At 70.5% G+C, this 16,245-nt stretch carries 16 protein-coding genes; 12 read left to right on the forward strand and 4 right to left on the reverse strand.

The window, feature by feature from the left end; translation table 11 throughout:
* Positions 1–141: 141 nt before the first annotated feature.
* The 10 genes from mpaB to IFU19_RS09350 all read left to right on the forward strand — a co-directional run bounded on the left by mpaB (position 142) and on the right by IFU19_RS09350 (position 9,035).
* Positions 142–1,167 (forward strand): daptide biosynthesis RiPP recognition protein, encoded by a 1,026-nt coding sequence (mpaB, locus tag IFU19_RS09315; protein ID WP_192013508.1) that lies wholly within the window; start codon positions 142–144, stop codon positions 1,165–1,167.
* Positions 1,164–2,411 (forward strand): daptide-type RiPP biosynthesis aminotransferase, encoded by a 1,248-nt coding sequence (gene mpaD, locus IFU19_RS09320; RefSeq protein WP_342343397.1) that lies wholly within the window; start codon positions 1,164–1,166, stop codon positions 2,409–2,411. Before mpaB ends, mpaD begins: the two co-directional genes overlap by 4 nt.
* On the forward strand, positions 2,408–3,811 hold the full coding sequence (locus tag IFU19_RS09325) for an iron-containing alcohol dehydrogenase (protein WP_191915844.1): 1,404 nt from the start codon (positions 2,408–2,410) through the stop codon (positions 3,809–3,811). Before mpaD ends, IFU19_RS09325 begins: the two co-directional genes overlap by 4 nt.
* A 7-nt stretch (positions 3,812–3,818) precedes the next feature.
* Positions 3,819–3,941 (forward strand): MpaA2 family daptide-type RiPP, encoded by a 123-nt coding sequence (gene mpaA2, locus IFU19_RS16845; RefSeq protein ID WP_274604442.1) that lies wholly within the window; start codon positions 3,819–3,821, stop codon positions 3,939–3,941.
* A gap of 64 nt (positions 3,942–4,005) precedes the next feature.
* Positions 4,006–4,128, forward strand: coding sequence for an MpaA3 family daptide-type RiPP (gene mpaA3, locus IFU19_RS16850; protein WP_274604443.1), 123 nt, complete (start codon positions 4,006–4,008; stop codon positions 4,126–4,128).
* Between the two features lie 70 nt (positions 4,129–4,198).
* Positions 4,199–5,020 (forward strand): daptide-type RiPP biosynthesis methyltransferase, encoded by an 822-nt coding sequence (gene mpaM / locus IFU19_RS09330; protein WP_191915845.1) that lies wholly within the window; start codon positions 4,199–4,201, stop codon positions 5,018–5,020.
* A gap of 13 nt (positions 5,021–5,033) precedes the next feature.
* The gene (mpaP, locus tag IFU19_RS09335; protein ID WP_191915846.1) at positions 5,034–6,701 is read left to right on the forward strand and encodes a daptide biosynthesis intramembrane metalloprotease; all 1,668 of its coding nucleotides are present in this window, start codon (positions 5,034–5,036) and stop codon (positions 6,699–6,701) included.
* Positions 6,702–6,703: 2 nt separating this feature from the next.
* Positions 6,704–7,420, forward strand: a complete 717-nt coding sequence (locus tag IFU19_RS09340) for an ABC transporter ATP-binding protein (protein ID WP_191915847.1) — start codon at positions 6,704–6,706, stop codon at positions 7,418–7,420.
* The gene (locus tag IFU19_RS09345; RefSeq protein ID WP_192013509.1) at positions 7,417–8,145 is read left to right on the forward strand and encodes an ABC transporter permease; all 729 of its coding nucleotides are present in this window, start codon (positions 7,417–7,419) and stop codon (positions 8,143–8,145) included. Before IFU19_RS09340 ends, IFU19_RS09345 begins: the two co-directional genes overlap by 4 nt.
* Positions 8,142–9,035 (forward strand): hypothetical protein, encoded by an 894-nt coding sequence (locus tag IFU19_RS09350; protein ID WP_192013510.1) that lies wholly within the window; start codon positions 8,142–8,144, stop codon positions 9,033–9,035. The genes IFU19_RS09345 and IFU19_RS09350 overlap by 4 nt, the downstream gene beginning before the upstream one ends.
* Before the next feature lie 17 nt (positions 9,036–9,052).
* Here IFU19_RS09350 and IFU19_RS09355 read toward each other — a convergent pair whose 3' ends face one another.
* Positions 9,053–9,505 (reverse strand): GNAT family N-acetyltransferase, encoded by a 453-nt coding sequence (locus IFU19_RS09355; protein ID WP_191915850.1) that lies wholly within the window; start codon positions 9,503–9,505, stop codon positions 9,053–9,055.
* Positions 9,506–9,777: 272 nt separating this feature from the next.
* Between IFU19_RS09355 and IFU19_RS09360 the strand changes: the two genes are divergently transcribed.
* Both IFU19_RS09360 and IFU19_RS09365 read left to right on the forward strand, forming a co-directional pair.
* A complete protein-coding gene (locus IFU19_RS09360) occupies positions 9,778–10,284 on the forward strand; it encodes a hypothetical protein (RefSeq protein ID WP_191915852.1) in 507 nt (168 codons plus the stop codon).
* Positions 10,285–10,404: 120 nt separating this feature from the next.
* Entirely contained in the window at positions 10,405–12,624 is a 2,220-nt protein-coding gene (locus IFU19_RS09365; protein WP_192013511.1) for an NADP-dependent isocitrate dehydrogenase, read from the forward strand.
* Positions 12,625–12,896: 272 nt separating this feature from the next.
* Here IFU19_RS09365 and IFU19_RS09370 read toward each other — a convergent pair whose 3' ends face one another.
* From IFU19_RS09370 to IFU19_RS09380, 3 genes are all read right to left on the reverse strand, one after another.
* Positions 12,897–14,297, reverse strand: a complete 1,401-nt coding sequence (locus IFU19_RS09370) for a L,D-transpeptidase family protein (RefSeq protein WP_192013512.1) — start codon at positions 14,295–14,297, stop codon at positions 12,897–12,899.
* 106 nt (positions 14,298–14,403) lie between these two features.
* Entirely contained in the window at positions 14,404–15,768 is a 1,365-nt protein-coding gene (locus IFU19_RS09375) for an FAD-binding oxidoreductase (protein WP_192013513.1), read from the reverse strand.
* Positions 15,765–16,151, reverse strand: coding sequence for a YrdB family protein (locus tag IFU19_RS09380; RefSeq protein WP_342343398.1), 387 nt, complete (start codon positions 16,149–16,151; stop codon positions 15,765–15,767). The genes IFU19_RS09375 and IFU19_RS09380 overlap by 4 nt, the downstream gene beginning before the upstream one ends.
* Positions 16,152–16,245 lie beyond the last annotated feature (94 nt).

The raw sequence follows: 16,245 nt of genomic DNA on the forward strand, positions 1-16,245 counted from the left end.
CGGGGGTGGGGGTGATTCCCGGCCCTGAAGTAGACGTCGGCCCGAAGGCATGTATACATTCTCCCGTGAGGGCATTGACGTCAAAATCTGCACCTCGTGAGATCGGATGGCGCCACGGCGCAAGGACGCCAGGGAGGCACAGTGACCACGAGAGTGGACGACGACCGCGTTGCGCGTATCGTCATCGATTGGATCACCGGCAGCCGCGGTCCCGTCGCACATGCGGTCTTCTGCGCGGATCCACGCGTCGCCCACACCGCCGCCGCGTTGCTCGACGACACCGCCGTCGTCCTCATGCCCGAGAGCGCCGGTCGCGTCGAGACGCGCGCGCTCGTCGTCCCGTACTCGGGGGCGCTCGACGAGGTAGGCGACACCCTTCACGTGGGTGGCCGGTCGGTCGAACTGCAGCACTACCTCGCGGCGGCGTATGTCGAACTGATCGTGCCCACCGTCGTCCGCTTCCTCGACGCCGACGGGTGGTCGGCCTTTCTCGATGACGCCGATCTGGCCCGACGCACCGGCGTGTTCTCGTCCGCTGTCGTGGACCCCCGACTGCGTCTGGGGGACGGCGCAGTGCTTCACGCCCCGTTTGCGACGCAGCGGCCGGGCATCCTGCACGTACATGGCGATGGACAGGTGACCGCCGGTCCTCAGGGCGGTGTCCTCGGCGAAGTCGACGATCTGGCCCGCATCCTCGACACCCCGGTGCCGCGGTTGATCGCCTTCGCGGGGCTCTCGCCGCTCGCCGCTCTCCACGCCGACGTCGCTCGACGTCCTTGGTTGGGGCGTTATCTCCGTGCCGCCGAACTCGCAGGACTGCTCGGCACGCGGGGAGGTCGGCGTCGCATCGACGGCTTCGGGCAGTCATCGATCGTGGACGAACGGGCTGATGCGAATCCGGCATCCGATGATCCCTTTCTGGTCGAGACCGACGACGGCATCCTGCTCGCCGATCCGCGCACGCGACGCCGGCAGCTCCTCTCGACGGAGGCGGCGACGGTCGTCGCCGCCATGCAGACGTCGTCGACCCTCGAGTTCGCGATTGAGCGCTGCAGGGCGGCTCTTGGAATCACCACGGCGAACGCCCGAGCGCTGTGCGCGGAGGCGGGCGCACGGCTTGGAGTGCACGTCGGAGTCTCGGCCACGACGGCGGGAGCGCCCTCGTGACGGTCGTGTGGCCCGCCATGATGCCGGCCGACGCTCGCCATTCCGCGAAGCGCATCGCGGTGGGCGCGCGCGGACACCGCCTCGCCTATGAAGACGGCTCGTCGGCGCTGTGCGCGACGAGCGGGCTCTGGAACGTTCCCCTCGGGTATGGAAATGCGACAGTGGCTGATGCCGTCGCCCGAGCGCTGCACGACGCGTCGTACCTCACCCTCTTCCGGTCGGTCCATCGTCCCGCCGAACGTGCGGCGGAGGCGCTGATCGGGCTGGCGGGCCAGGCCGACTACCGGCGTGTCATCTTCTCGACGTCGGGCGGCGCCGCGAACGACGCGGTCATGAAGCTCGCCCGCCAGTACTGGGCGCAGCGTGGACGGCCGGAGCGCACGCTCGTCGTGGGTCTGCTCGGCAGCTACCACGGCACCATGTATGGAAGCCACTCCCTCAGCGGAGACACCCTCTTGCAGCCGTTGTATGCTCTGGATCGCCGGGCGATCCGTCACGTTTCGCTCGACGACCTGGACGAGCTCACCACTCTGCTGCGGCGTGAGGGCGATCGTGTGGCCGCGGTCGTGGTTGAGCCCGTGCTCGGCAGCGGCGCGCACCCGTTGCCCGAGGCCACCGTCCGCGTCCTCGTCGAACTCCGTGAGCGGTACGGCTTTTTGCTGGTCGCCGATGAGGTCGCGACCGGCTTCGCCCGCACGGGGCCGATGTTCGCGTCGGGGACGTGGCCCGAACGCCCCGATCTGCTGGTGCTCTCGAAGGCTCTGACCAACGGAGCTATGGGTGCCGCGGCGGTTCTTGTGGGCCCGCGTGTCAGTGACGCCTTCGCCACGGGCGGCTGGACCTTCGTGCACGGCGAGACCCAGGCTGGCACCCCCGCGTGCGCGGCGGCGATCCTCGCGGTCGTCGACGAGCTGGCACGGATCGGGGCCGAGGCCACGGTGCGGCGGCTCGGTGAGAATCTGCGCCGGATGGCGGGCGATCTGGTGCGCGACGGCGTGGCGAGCGGCGTCCGCGGGCGAGGCTGCTTCCTTGCCGTGACGGTGCCCGGACGAACGAGCCCGGTCCCTGCGACCGGCGAAGTTTCGGCGATGGTCGCGGCCATCGCCGAGGCCGGTGCAATCGTGCACCCGGGCACGGACGGCATCCAGCTCGTCCCCGCCTACGACTATGCCGGGTCGGAACTGTCCGAACTGGGTGTCGCGATCCGGACGGGTCTTACGCGGTGGCGCGAGGGCGAGTCGTGACGCGCCGGGACCGTCTGCGTCCGAGGCTTCACACGGGTACGGGCATCACCGACGCGACGTGCGCGTCACTCTGCGGCTCGCGACGGGTCGCCATCGTCGCCGATGCGTCTCTCGGACGGATCGCGCGACCGCTCGCAGACGAGGTCGGCATGCGGGCAGCGGTCGTGCGGGTCATGCTGATCGATGCGCGCTCTGTCGATGACGGGGTCGTCGAGCGCCTCGCTGGCGATCTCATCGACGGTCGTGCCGAGGTGGTCGTCGCCGTTGGCGGCGGCACCGTCATCGACGCGGCCGCGGTCGCAGCCCTCGCCGTCTCCTCCCCGAGCGTCTTCGCGTACGCGCTCGCCCGTGCGGGGCGGGGACCGGTCGTCGAGCTGCCGCCGCGCGAGCCCTCCGGCATCGCTTTCATCGCCGTGCCGACCACGGTAGGGACCTCGGCCGAGTCCAACGCCGTCGCGGTGCTGCGGACCGAGCGGGGCTTCCGGTTGCTCCTCGGCGACCGTTTGCGGCCGGACCACGCGGTTCTGGATGCCGCGAACTATGCCTCTCTGCCCAGCGACACCGTCCGAGAGGGGGCGCTCGAAGCGTTGCTGCGCGTCACCGGCGCTCGCACCTCCGCGCGGGCCGACGGCCGGGCGTCCTCTCGCGCCGTCGGCGTGGTGCGCGCTCTTCTCGCCGCCGGTTCGGCGACCGAGCCGGATGCCCTGCGCATCGCGCGGTTGAGTGCGGCGACGCAACGCGCGGGCGTGCTCTGCGGCCGAGATCCCTTCGCCTCGCGGCATTGGTACCTGGCGAACGAGACCGCCTTCGTTTCCGGGCTATCGAAGATGCAGGCCACCGCCGCGGTGATCGGGAGCGTCTGGCGTCGCATCGATGCGGGGGACTCCCGCTGGGGCGATGCCGGCGCGCTGCAAACGTTCTGGGCCGACGCGGCGTGTGACGCCGGGCTTCCGACCGAGCCGGCGCGGGGGATCGACGAACTCCTCGATCGGTGGCGCGTTCCTCGTGCCGAGCGCCCGACCGACGAGGTGCTCGCGGCGGCGGCCGAGGCTACCCGGCGCACATGGGGCGCTCCCGTGCCTGCGCTGGGAGAGCTGGGCTCCGGCGATCACCGACGCGTGCTCGACAACGGCCGGTGGGCGAAGCCCGCCATCGGTGGCCGGGTCGAGTCGCTGTCCGCTTCGCACGGACGAGAGGAGGTGAAGAGGAATGACATCGCTCACGATCACACCACAGCTGCAGTTCGAGGAGCTCGACGCTCTGGAGGCCCCGAGCTGGGAGAGCTTCTACCAGGGAGTCCTGGCCGGACTGACCGTGGTCGGCATCGGAGTCGCCATCGCGACCTGAGCCACGCCGCCTGTTCCTCGACGGCGACATCACAAGCCCTGGGAAGGAGGTGACTTGCACATGACATCGACGCTCGATTTCGTCGAGCTCGACTCGATGGACGCCCCCGGCGACGGATTCGACTGGTTCCGCGGCTTCAGCTATGGCGTAGCTCTCGGACTCATCGCCCTCTCGGCCACCTGAACCTCGTGCGGATACCGTGCGCTCCGGCGGTGTCCCGGTTCGTCCTTGCGGAAGGAGGTGACACATGCAGAAAGACCTTGCTCTCCAATTCGAAGAGCTCGATGACCTCGACACGCCGTTGGCGTGGTGGGAGCACGCGGGCTACATCATTGCGATCGCCGCGGGCGTTGTCGGCATCGCCACCTGAGCGGGTGGGAGGAAGTCGCCCCCACGGCATTCCTCCCACTCTCTCTTTCTAGCTGCCCAGAGAGGACTCCATGACAGATTTGCTCACTGCCTCCGTTCGTCAGCGGCTCGCCGACGCGGGTCGCCGCGCGGCACCCCATGACGTGTACGCGGGCGTCGGCGCGCGCTTCTACGACGACCTGGTCGGACCGGATCGCTCCGAGATCCACGAGGTGCTGACCGTGGCGCGCCGCGGCGGTCCCGCGGTGCTCGATCTCGCGGCCGGCACGGGACGTGTGACGCTTCCTCTGCTACGCGCGGGCAAGCACGTCACGGCGCTCGATCTTTCGACCGACATGCTTGACCGCCTTCGGGTGGCCCTGCCCTACGGTGCGCGGTGCGACCTCGTCGCCGCCGACATGCGCGATTTCGATCTCGACCGCCGTTTCGACCTGGTGGTGCTCGCAGCGACGTCGATCACTCTTCTCGACGCGCCGGGACGCGCACGCCTGTTCGCGGCCGTTCGACGCCATCTGGGTGAACGGGGGTCGTTTCTGCTCTCGGTCGCCGGCTCCGTCACGGTGGAGGCTCTCGATGTGACGGTTGACCGTGTGATCGACATCGACCGAGAGGGAGTGATCGAGGTATTCCTCCAGTCGCAGGAGGTGGACGCCGGGGGCCGTGCGCGCCTGGTCAACTGGGTTCCGCTCGCCGAGGTCGCCCCCGACGAGGAGGTGCCCGTGTTGACGACACGGCTGCACCTGCTCGATGTCGCGACGGTGTCGGCTGAGCTCGTCGAGGCCGGCTTCTCGGCACCGACGGTCCTTCCCGTACGCGGCGGGGGACTTGCTCCCGGAGAAGGCATGGTGCTTCTCGAGACGTGCGATCCGGGGTGGGCCGGCCGTGCAGGGTGAACGGCGGCGATCGGTGGTCGCGACGAGCCCCGGCGAACCGCCGGAGCTCGCGGCATCCGTGCGGTTCGAGCCGACGGGCGTCGACGGGGCGATCGTCATCAGCGTTGACGGCGTGCCGGTGTCGCGCGCGTCGTCGTCGACGGTCGACCTTCTGCGCTCGATGGACGGCCGCGTGAGCGAAGCCGAGCTCCGCGTTCGGTTCGCGCCGGGGCACTCGTCCGAAGCTTTCGCCCTGCTCGTGCGCCGGTTCCGCGCGGCCGGACTCCTCCGCGGGGCGGAGCGGCGACCGGCGGGGCGCCTCACCTATCGCCCGCCGCTCACCGTGCAGCTCGCGACCCTTCGCGCACCTGGGGCGTTCGCGCGTCTCGAGGTGCTGCTGCGACCTCTGTTGCGACGGGGACTGCTGTGGCCGGTCGGGGTGCTGGCGCTGTCGGGGCTGATCGCGCTCGCGCTGCAGGCCGACGTCGCAGCGAGGGCGCTGACGTCGCCGCTGCCGCTGGCCGACGTGCTGGTCGTGGCGGTCGTTCTGGTCTCCTCGACGCTCGTGCATGAGCTCGCGCATGGGCTGGCACTGACGCGGCTGGGTGCGCGCCCGCGTCGAGCGGGCGTCATGTTGCTCTACCTCACCCCCGCTTTCTTCGTGGATGTGACCGACGCGTGGCGGCTGCCGCACCGGCGGGGCCGCGTCGCCGTGGCCCTCGCCGGGCCCGCGGTGCATGTCGTCGTCGCCGCGGTGTGCGCGCTGATCGCAGCTGTCGTGAGCGACCCCGCAACGCGCCAGACGATGCTCGTGCTGGCCTGCGCCTGTGCCGGGGTGGTCGCGGTGAACCTGATCCCCTTCGTACGTTTCGACGGGTACATCGCGCTCATGAGCGCGCTCGACGAACCCGACCTCCGCTCGCGCGCGATCCGCGACGCCACCGCCGCCTTGCGTCTCGGTCTGTTCGGCGGGCCAGCCGAGCCGCGGCTGCTTGCGAGGCGGTGGACCGTCCCCTTCGGTCTGGCGAGCATCGTCGTTCCCGCCGGGCTTGTGCTGTACGCCGTCGCTCGACTCGCCGCCGCCCTGTCCGGAGGCGGAGTCATCGGCGCACTCGCCGTGCTCAGCGTGCAACTTCTGGTCGTCGCGGCCCTCGGCGCAGTGGTGCTCTCGTGGCTCGGCTCGGCTCTGCGCTCCGGGGTCACGCGCCTGCGCCTTGTCGCGGTAGTCGTCGCAGCGATCACCGCGACGACGGTGCTCGGCGCGGTGGTCTCGGTCCCGGTGACACGCGCAGTCGGGTTCGTCCGCGTAGATGGCGAGGTGCTGCTGGTTGAGCCCGTGTCGAACGGCTCGGCACCCGCTCTGCCCGACCACGCCGCCGTGTCGTTCCGAACCCGGGGCATCGTGGCAGACGCCGCTCTCGGCGCGGGTGTGGCGCAGCCCGTAATTCCGCGCGTGATCGACGCACCCACGGACGCTGTCGCCCCGATCGTGGTTCCGGGTGCCAGAATCCCGGTCTTCGTCCTTGGCACTGTGCGCGTCGATCCCGGGGCATCGTTGCCCGACGCGGGCATTGCACGCATCGACCTCGGCTCCCGAAGCATCTGGGAGGCCATGTGGTTCACGAACGTGTGGGCACCGGCATCCGCGCTCTTCCCGTCCCCGGACGGCCCCCTGCCCCACTCCGATCCGAAAGAGGGATGACGATGACCGATCACGCCGTCGAGGTACACCGCCTCACGAAGAAGTACGGGTCCCGCATCGCGGTGGAGGATGTGTCCTTCTCGGTGCGACGCGGGGCAATCGTCGGGCTGCTCGGTCCGAACGGGGCGGGCAAGTCGACGATTTTGAAAACGCTCGTCGGGCTACTTTCGCCGACCAGCGGCGAGGCGCTCGTCGACGGGGTGCCGTTCTCCCGTCTCGCGCGGCCGTCCGCGCACCTCGGCGTGCACATGGACGGCTTCGGCTTCGAAGCGGGGATCACGGCGTACCGGCACCTCGACATCGCTCGGATCACGGTGGGCGCTCCCCGCGGTCGCGTCGAAGAGGTCCTGGACGAGGTCGGGCTCGCCGCCGATGCGCGGCGCCGCGTCAAGACCTTTTCGACCGGCATGGTCCAGCGCCTCGGGCTCGCGGCCGCGCTGATCGGAGACCCCCGCACCCTGGTGCTTGACGAGCCCGCGAACGGCCTCGACCCCGACGGTATCCGGTGGCTGCGGCGTTTCCTGCGCGGCTTCGCCGATGCCGGAGGCAGCGTATTGATCTCGAGTCATCAACTCGCCGAGCTCGAACACATCGCCGACGAGGTCGTTGTGCTCAAGCGCACCGTCCTGTACGACGGGCCGCTGGGCGAGCTCGTGCGCGGCGACGGCGATTCCCTCGAAGACCGCTACTTCGACCTCGTCGAAGGAGAACGGGCATGAGGGCCGCGGTTCGCGCCGAGATGCTCCGGGCGCATAGCGGGTTCAGCACGATGGCGGTGGTCGTGTTGGCCCTATTCATCCCGGTGATCGTGCTCACGAGCGACGACACGCTCGGCAAGATGAACGTCCTCGATGCGCGCCGTGCGACGCTGCTCGTGGTCGCTCCGCTCGCGTGGTCGTTCGTCGCCGCCGCATTCGCCGGGTCGTTCTCGGTCACCCGCGAGTACTACTACGGCTCGATGAGTCGATCGGCGACGCAGGTCGGGTTCGCCCGCTTGTTCGCGGGCAAAGCCCTCGCCGCCATGGTGACCGGGCTCGTGCTCACGGCGGGTCTCGCTATGGTCTGGGCCGGTGTCGTCGTCGCCGTGCTCGGGGTGAACGGCCTGACTCCCGTCTTCTCGAGCGGGGTCATCCGTACGCTCGTCGGGGCGCTGCTAGGCGCCGTGGCCGGCGCCCTTCTCGGCACCGCGGTGGGGTGGATCGCGGGCAATTACTATGCAGCGGCCGCCGTTGTGCTGGCCGGTCCAACGGCCCTCGAGCTGGCGTTGTTGGGCACGGCGCCCGATATGGCGCGCTTTCTTCCCGGGCTGTCGCTAGCCGCGCTCGCCGACCCGCAGAACCATCTCAATCTTTTGCCGGCTGTGGCGGCCGTTCTCGTGGCCACGGCCTGGACGGTACTTCTCTCGGCGCTGGCCTGGATTGTCGGACGACGGAGGCTGACGTGACCGACGATCGCTCGCGCGACCCACGCGCGAAGGGAATCAACCGTCAGGGCAAGAGCGTCGAGCACGGGGTGCCGGCGGGGGACGGACGCGGCGGCGGGACGAGTCAGTGGGCGAGGGCGGCCGCAGCCCGTCGATCATCGGTGCCGGTGTTCGCTCAAGCGATCGCTGCCCAGGCTCGCGGCGCGGTCGCCGACATGACGTTGCTCGGTGTCACCGTCTCGGCCCTGCTGCTGTCGCTGTCGCTCGCGGCCGGGGTTCCGTCCGACCTCGGTACCGCTTCGGCGGCCGAGAAAGAGCTTGCCGTCGTTCCCCTGTCGGCTGTCGTGGCTGTGTACGCGGCCGTGATGGCCACGATCTACGGGTCGTTCCGCTACACAATCGACCTGCGTGTGGGCGTCGTCGCCCAGCGCGCCACGCTTCAGCCGCGCGGGGCCGCCATCGCCGCGCGAGTGCCGTTCACTGCGCTCGGGGGCGCGGTCGTCGCTGGACTCGCCCTAGCCGGCGGTCGTGTCGCTCTGGCGCCTGTCCTCGGCACGACGGGCCTCGGACCGGGCGTTGTGGCGGGGACGCTTGTCGTCGGCGCCGTCGCGGCGCTGTGGGGACTCGGCGTGGGGCTGCTGGTGAGGGCTCACCTTTTCGCCCTGTTCGTCGCTCCGCTTAGTCTCAGCGTGGCCCTCTTCGTCGGCGCCATGTGGCCGGAGCCAGCGGGATGGATGCCGCTGCCGGCTATGCTCCACGCTGTCGGTTTCGACCTCGCCTCGCTCGGGATCGTTCCCGCGGCATCCGGTCACATATTAGAACCAGCGGTCTCCACTGCGATTACGGCGACGTGGACGAGCGCTACGCTGGGGGCCGGGATCGTGTCGTTCTTGCGCCGCGATCTGGCCTGATCGCTTCGCCTGTCCGTTCAGACGCTGGCGCGCGCGATGACCTCGCCGTACTCGGTCTCGCCGACGGGCTCGAATCCCACGCGCTGGAAGAAGGCCTCGGGGCCGCCGACGCCGGGTTCGTAGATGACGTCGACGTGATCCATCCCACGCCCGCGCGCCTCTTCGAGGACGGCCGAGATGGCGTAGCTGCCGACGCCGCGGCCCTGCTCGTCGGCGTCGACGTTGATGCGCCACAGCACGGAGCGGAAGTGCTCCTCGTGGGCCTCGGGGTCGAAGTTGGCGCTGACGAAGCCGACGACCTCGTCGCCGTCGAGCACCACGCGCTGCCACGACGTCTGGGGATCGCTCACCGTCGCGGCGATGCCGTAGCTGACGGGAGCGAGGAACTGCTCCTGCCCGGGCTTGAGCGACAGGGTGTTCACGGCCACGATCGTGGCGGCGGACAGTTCGACGAGACGCAGGTCAGCCATGCGCCCAGGCTAGCGGCACCGCGCCCCAGTCCCAAGATCGCATGCCGCCGCATGGGAACCTGCGACGAAACAGAGGGGTTGCGGGTACCCCCGGGAATAGCCTTATCGGATGCATGGGACGACGGCATAGTGCGGGGAAGTATCAACCCGGGCGAGGCGTCTCGCGCCGCCGGAACGGCGCGGAGGAATGCCCTGCGCCTCGGGGTGCGACGGGCGCCCCGGGTGGGCGAGGTGGAGCAGCTCGAGGCCGACCTGGCCACCGGGTGGCCCGGATGAGCGCCGCCGCGCGCGCGGTCCCGCTCTGGCGCGAGTCGCTCGTCGGGGGCCACAAGATCCGCGCCGCGTGCCGTTTCACGGTCCCGCCCTCCGAGGCGACGGCCGGCATCGTCGCGGTGGGCGAGCTTCTCGGCCGGGCGGGTTTCACCCGCGCCGACGCGCCCGACGGCGTCATCGTCCTCCGCCGCGGGAGCGCCGTGGGCGACACGATCCTCAACGGCACGGGACTGTCGCTCCTCACCTCCCGTCTGGGCCCGCTGTCGCTGGAAGCCGTGGTCGTCGTCGAGGCGACGCCGCGCGACGATCTCACCGAGATCGTGGTGTCGATGGTCCTCGGCGACGAGTTGGCTCCGACCGTGGCCGTGGCCGTCGACGCGGTCATCGACGGCCTGGTCGCCCGCGGCGTCGCCGTCGGCGGCGCCGGCTGGGGCAGGGCGGTGGATCTGCCCGCCGAGAGCCTGGGCAATCCCAAGACCGCTCGCGAGCACGGCCTGCGCCGCTGACCGGCGCAGCGCGGGTCGGGGCAGGGCGCGGATGCCGGGAACTATCTCGACATCAAGAGACTTTGCCGCGGTGCGATAGGCTGAAACACAACCCTGGCCGCCTCTACGGAGAGATCTGACGTGCCCGATTCCACCATCATTTACACGTACACCGACGAGGCGCCGGCTCTTGCCACGGCGTCGTTCCTGCCCATCGTGCAGGCCGTCACGAAGCAGGCGGGCGTCGACGTCGAGACCCGCGACATCTCGCTCGCCGGCCGCATCCTCGCCGCCTTCCCGCAGCGCCTGACCCCCGAGCAGCAGGTGGGCGACGCCCTCGCCGAGCTCGGCGGACTCGCCACGCTGCCCGAGGCGAACATCATCAAGCTGCCGAACATCTCGGCATCCATCCCGCAGTTGAAGGCGGCCATCGCCGAGCTGCAGGCGCAGGGATACGACATCCCCGACTACCCCGACGAGGCGTCGAGCGTCGAAGACAAAGACGTGCGCGCCCGCTACGACCGCATCAAGGGTTCCGCCGTGAACCCCGTGCTGCGCGAAGGCAACAGCGACCGCCGTGCCCCGCTCGCCGTGAAGAACTACGCCAAGAAGCACCCGCACCGCAACAAGGCGTTCAGCGCGGGCTCGAAGACGCGCGTCGCCACCCTCGGGCACGACGACTTCCGCTCGAACGAGAAGTCGGTCGTGCTGGCCGACGACGACGTGCTGACGATCCAGCACGTGGCGGCCGACGGCACCACCACGACGCTCAAGGAGGGCCTCAAGGTCCTCCAGGGCGAGATCGTGGATTCCACGTTCCTCTCGGCCGCGGCGCTCGACGCGTTCCTCGCCGACACGTTGGCCGAGGCGAAGGCCGACGACGTGCTCTACTCGGTGCACCTCAAGGCCACGATGATGAAGGTCAGCGACCCGATCATCTTCGGTCACGTCGTGAAAGCCTTCTTCGCCGACGTGTTCGACCGCCACGGCGACGCCCTCGCGGCCGCCGGTCTCACGCCGAACGACGGCCTGGGCTCGATCCTCGCCGGTCTGTCGAACGTCGACGGCGGCGACGCGATCGCGGCCGAGATCCGCGACGCGCTCGCGAACGGCCCGCGGCTGTCGTACGTCAACAGCGACAAGGGCACCACCAACCTGCACGTGCCCTCCGACGTCATCGTGGATGCCTCGATGCCGGCGCTCGTGCGCAACGGCGGCAAGCTGTGGGGCGTCGACGGGGGAGAAGACGACACCCTCGCCGTCATCCCCGACTCGTCCTACGCCGGTGTGTACCAGGCGACCATCGAGGACGTCATCGCGAACGGCCCGCTGGATCCCGCCACCATCGGCTCGGTGCCCAACGTGGGTCTCATGGCCCAGGCCGCAGAAGAGTACGGCAGCCACGACAAGACGTTCGAGATCGCGGCCCCCGGCCGCGTGCAGGTCGTCGCCTCGAACGGCGACGTGCTGCTCGAGCACGAGGTCGAGACGGGCGACATCTGGCGCGCGACCCAGACCAAAGACGTCGCCGTGCGCGACTGGGTGAAGCTCGCCGTCACCCGTGCCCGCGCCGCGGGCGTTCCGGCCGTGTTCTGGCTCGACGAGAGCCGCGCGCACGACAAGAACCTCATCGCCAAGGTGCACGAGTACCTCGCCGACCACGACACCGAGGGCCTCACCATCGAGATCCTCGAGCCGGCCGAGGCCACGCGCTACTCGCTCGAGCGCATCCGCCGCGGCGAGGACACCATCTCGGTGACCGGCAACGTGCTGCGCGACTACCTCACCGACCTGTTCCCGATCCTCGAGGTCGGAACCAGTGCCAAGATGCTCTCGATCGTGCCGCTGCTCGCCGGCGGCGGACTGTTCGAGACGGGCGCCGGCGGTTCGGCCCCGAAGCACGTGCAGCAGTTGCTCGAAGAGGACTACCTGCGCTGGGACTCGCTGGGCGAGTTCTTCGCGCTGGCCGCCTCGCTCGAGCACCTCGCCGACACGACGGGCAACGAGAAGGCCCGCGTGCTCGCGCAGACGCTCGACGCCGCGACCGGCACGTTCCTCGAGAACGACAAGTCCCCCGGCCGCGCGCTCGGCACCATCGACAACCGCGGCAGCCACTTCTACCTCGCCCTGTACTGGGCGCAGGAGCTGGCCGGGCAGTCGAGCGACGCCGAACTGGCCGGAGTCTTCGCCCCGGTGGCCGAGAAGCTGGCCGCCGAAGAAGAGACCATCGTCGCGGAGCTCAACGCGGTGCAGGGCCACACGGCCGAGATCGGCGGCTACTACCGCCCCGACACCGCCCTCGTCGAGAAGATCATGCGTCCCTCGGCCACGCTGAACGCGGTGGTCGACGCTCTGCGCTGAGCCGCTGACACGCTGACGGGAGAGGGGTGGATGCCGCGGGCATCCGCCCCTCTTCCGTTTCCCGGCGCGGGGCCGGGGTCTGACCGGCCGCGTCGCGTGCGCCTCGTGCACGACCCCGGCACACCGGCGTGACCCGCGGGCTGTGTCGCGGTTCGGCGCTGTTCCGCAGGAGTCGTGCGCGGACACGTGCGCTCGTGCCGCGGCGGTGACGCGGGGCTAGGAACGACGAAGGGGCGGATGCCATCGGCATCCGCCCCTTCTCCGTTGCGGGCTCAGTAGTGGACCGAGACCTCGGTGCCCTTGTACGCCCAGTCGTAGAGTTCCTTGGCGTTGTTCACCGTGAGGTTGACGCAGCCGTGGCTCATGGGGGTGCCGAAGTTGTTGTGCCAGTACGTGCCGTGGAACGCCTCGTCGCCGTTGAAGTACGCGACCCAGGGGACGTCCTTCGTGCACCAGTCGTAGCCGGGAGCGCAGCCCATGTCCTGCATGGTGGTCTTCCAGCCGATGCGGTAGGTGCCCGTGTGGGTCTCCCACCCGCTCTTGCCCGACGACATCGACCAGTTGCGGTAGACCTGACCGTTCTCGTACAGGGTGACCGTCTGCGCGCTGAGGTTCACGTCGATGCGACGCTCGGTCTTCGCGGTCTCGAACGGCGTCTCGGAGACGGCGAGGGAGTACTTGGCGTTGCCGTCGGCGAGCTGAGCGGCGAAAGCGGCGGCCACGCCGGCGGTGTCGCCCAGGGCGCGACCGGTCTGACCCTCGGTGAGCGTCTTGATGACCTCTCCACCGCTGTCGACGATCACGTCGGCGTTCACGGCTCCGCGGTCGACGGCGCCGGGAAGACCGGCGACGGCCTGCTCGATGGCGGAGGTGTCGGCCGAGATGGCGAAGTCGCCCTTGCCGTCAGGGGTGACGGTGAGCCACGAGGCGGCGGTGGCGCGATCGACGGTGACGGTGCGCTCGTCGCCGACGTAGAAGCCGGCGGTGTCGAGCACGCCGTTGAGCGTGGCGACGGCCGCGTCGGCCTCTTCGGTGCTGACGGGGGCTTCGACCGGCACGAGCGCCGCGTCGACCGTGGTCGCGGGGGTGCCGGAGTCGAAGGCCGACTGCAGGGCGGCGGTGACGGCGGCGACGTCGATGCCCTCGCCCGCCTCGGCGGGGGAGGTGACGTACGTCTGCGAGCCGGCGTCATAGGCGACGGTGGCGTCGACGGGCGCGCGGTACGTGCCGGGGGCACGGTCGCGCAGGGCTACGGCGGCGGCCGACGGGTCGACGGCGACGGTGACTCCGGTGCCCTGCGGGAACCACGACGACGGCTTCCACATCGGGTTCTCGGAGAACGCCTTGTCGGCCAGGGCGGCCGCGTCGACCGAGGCGCCCAGATCGGCGCCGGTGACGGTGACTTCTCCGGCGGGGCTCTCGACCGTGATGGCCGTCTGCGCCAGTCGCGTCGAGATGGCCTGCGCGGCGGCGCCGGCGGTCAGACCGCCGATCTGCACGCCGGCGACCGAGGCCCCGGGAGCGATGAGCACGAGCGAGGCCGCGATGAGGGCCACGGCCGTCGCGCCGGCGGGGATGCCGATCCACAGGCCGGAGCGGTTCTTGCGCTTCGTGGGCTCGGGCGGAGCCCAGGCGTAGGTCGCGCCGTCGGTGCCGTTTGCGCCGTCGGTCATGTGTCAAACCCCCCGGTAGTCAGTCTTCCCATGGTAAGTGGGTCTGCTGCGCAATCGCCGGGAGCATTATCACGGTCTGGTCACGCCGCAGAAATGCAGGGGGCGATCACGGCGCGAAGACCTTGCCCGGGTTCAGGATGCCGAGCGGGTCGAACACTCGGGCGATGTCGCGCTGCAGCCGCCACTGGTCGTCGCCGAGCTCATCGGCCAGCCAGCGGCGCTTGAGCACGCCGATGCCGTGCTCGCCGGTGAGCGTTCCGCCCAGGCGCAGGGCCGCGTGGAACAATTCTTCGGCGGCCTGCCACACCACGGGCGGCACCTCGGGCCCCTCGAAGACGAAGTTGGGGTGCAGGTTGCCGTCGCCCGCGTGCGCGACGGTCGGGATGACCAGGTCGAACCGGCGCTCGATCCGGGCGATCTCGTCGAACACGTCGGGCAGGGCGCTGCGCGGCACCGAGACGTCTTCGATGAGGGCGGTGCCGAGGGTCTCCATCGCGGGGTGCATCGCGCGGCGGACGGCCAGCAGCTCCTCGCCCTCCGCGTCGTCGGCGGCGACGGACACGCGCCCACCCGCGGCCGTCAGCACGTCGGCGATCGCGCGGGCCTCGTCGGCCGCGACCGGTCCGTCGGTCTGGATCGTCAGCTGTGCCGCGCCCACCGGCGGGGCCGGCAGCGACAGCAGGCGGTGCACGGCGGCGAGGCTCGTGGCATCCATCAGCTCCATGATCGCGGGCTGGAGTGCGGATGCCGTGACCGCGACCGAGGCGACCGCGGCGGCGCGCACGCCGTCGAAGAGGGCGGTGAGGGTGACGCGCTCGCCCGCGATGAGGCGGCGGAGCTTGAGCGTGGCGCCCACCACGATGCCGAGCGTGCCCTCGGACCCGATCACGAGCGAGGTGAGGTCGAGCCCGGTGACGCCCTTCACGCTGCGATGCCCCAGGTGCATCAGACGCCCGTCGGCGAGCACGAGGTCGACTCCCAGGACGGCGTCGCGCACGACCCCGTACTTGGCGCACAGCAGACCGCCCGCGCCCGTCGCGATGTTGCCGCCTACGGTCGAGATCGCCCGACTGGCCGGGTCGGGCGCCCACCACACGCCGTGCGGTTCGAGCAGCGCATTGAGCTCGGCGTTGAGGATGCCGGGTTCGACGACGGCGAGAAGGTCGTCGGGGCGTACCTCGATCAGTCGGTCCATGGCGCGCAGCGACAGCGAGATCTCGCCGCCCCCGGTGTTGGCACCGCCGGCGAGGCCCGTACCGGCGCCCCGCGGGACGACCGGGGTGCCGGTGGCCGAGGCGATGCGCATCACCGCTTGCACGTCGGCGACGGAGGTCGCGCGCACGACGGCGAGGGGGACGCCCTCGGCCGCGTGGCCGGACTTGTCGGCCCGGGCGGCGTCGAGGGCGGCGGGCGAGGTGTCGACGCGCGCGCCGAGCTCGGCACGGAGCTGCGCGACGACGTCGGCGGTCATGCCAGGCGCCGGCGACCGTTCAGCGCGCCCACCACGACGGCGACGATGGCGAAGACGAGGCCGATCGCGGCCTGGCCCATGCTCCACCACGCCACGGTCGCGGCGGCGTAGACGAACAGTTCGACCAGCGCGCGGATGAACGGGTGCACGGCGAGCACGGCGCGCGGCGAGACGAAGAGGGCCCACACGATCACGGCGAGGGCGGGTGCGCCGATGCCGACGACGATGTTCCACGGGAACGGCCACGCGAGGAAACCCCAGACGGCCAAGGTCACGAAGGCGAACAGCCCGCACAGCACTCCGACGATCTCGAGCGCCGACGGCCGCGGACGCATGCCGGGAGCGAGAGGCGCCTGGGCGCGGACGTTCGATGAGTCGGTCACCCCGTCATTTTACGTGGGCGCCGGGCCGCGGCATCCGGGGTCTCTCGGCATCGAGCGGAGAACGACCCTGTGGAGGACCGGTGGATGCCGGGAC

Source organism: Microbacterium sp. CFBP 8794, from assembly GCF_014841235.1.
Taxonomy (GTDB): Bacteria; Actinomycetota; Actinomycetes; order Actinomycetales; family Microbacteriaceae; genus Microbacterium.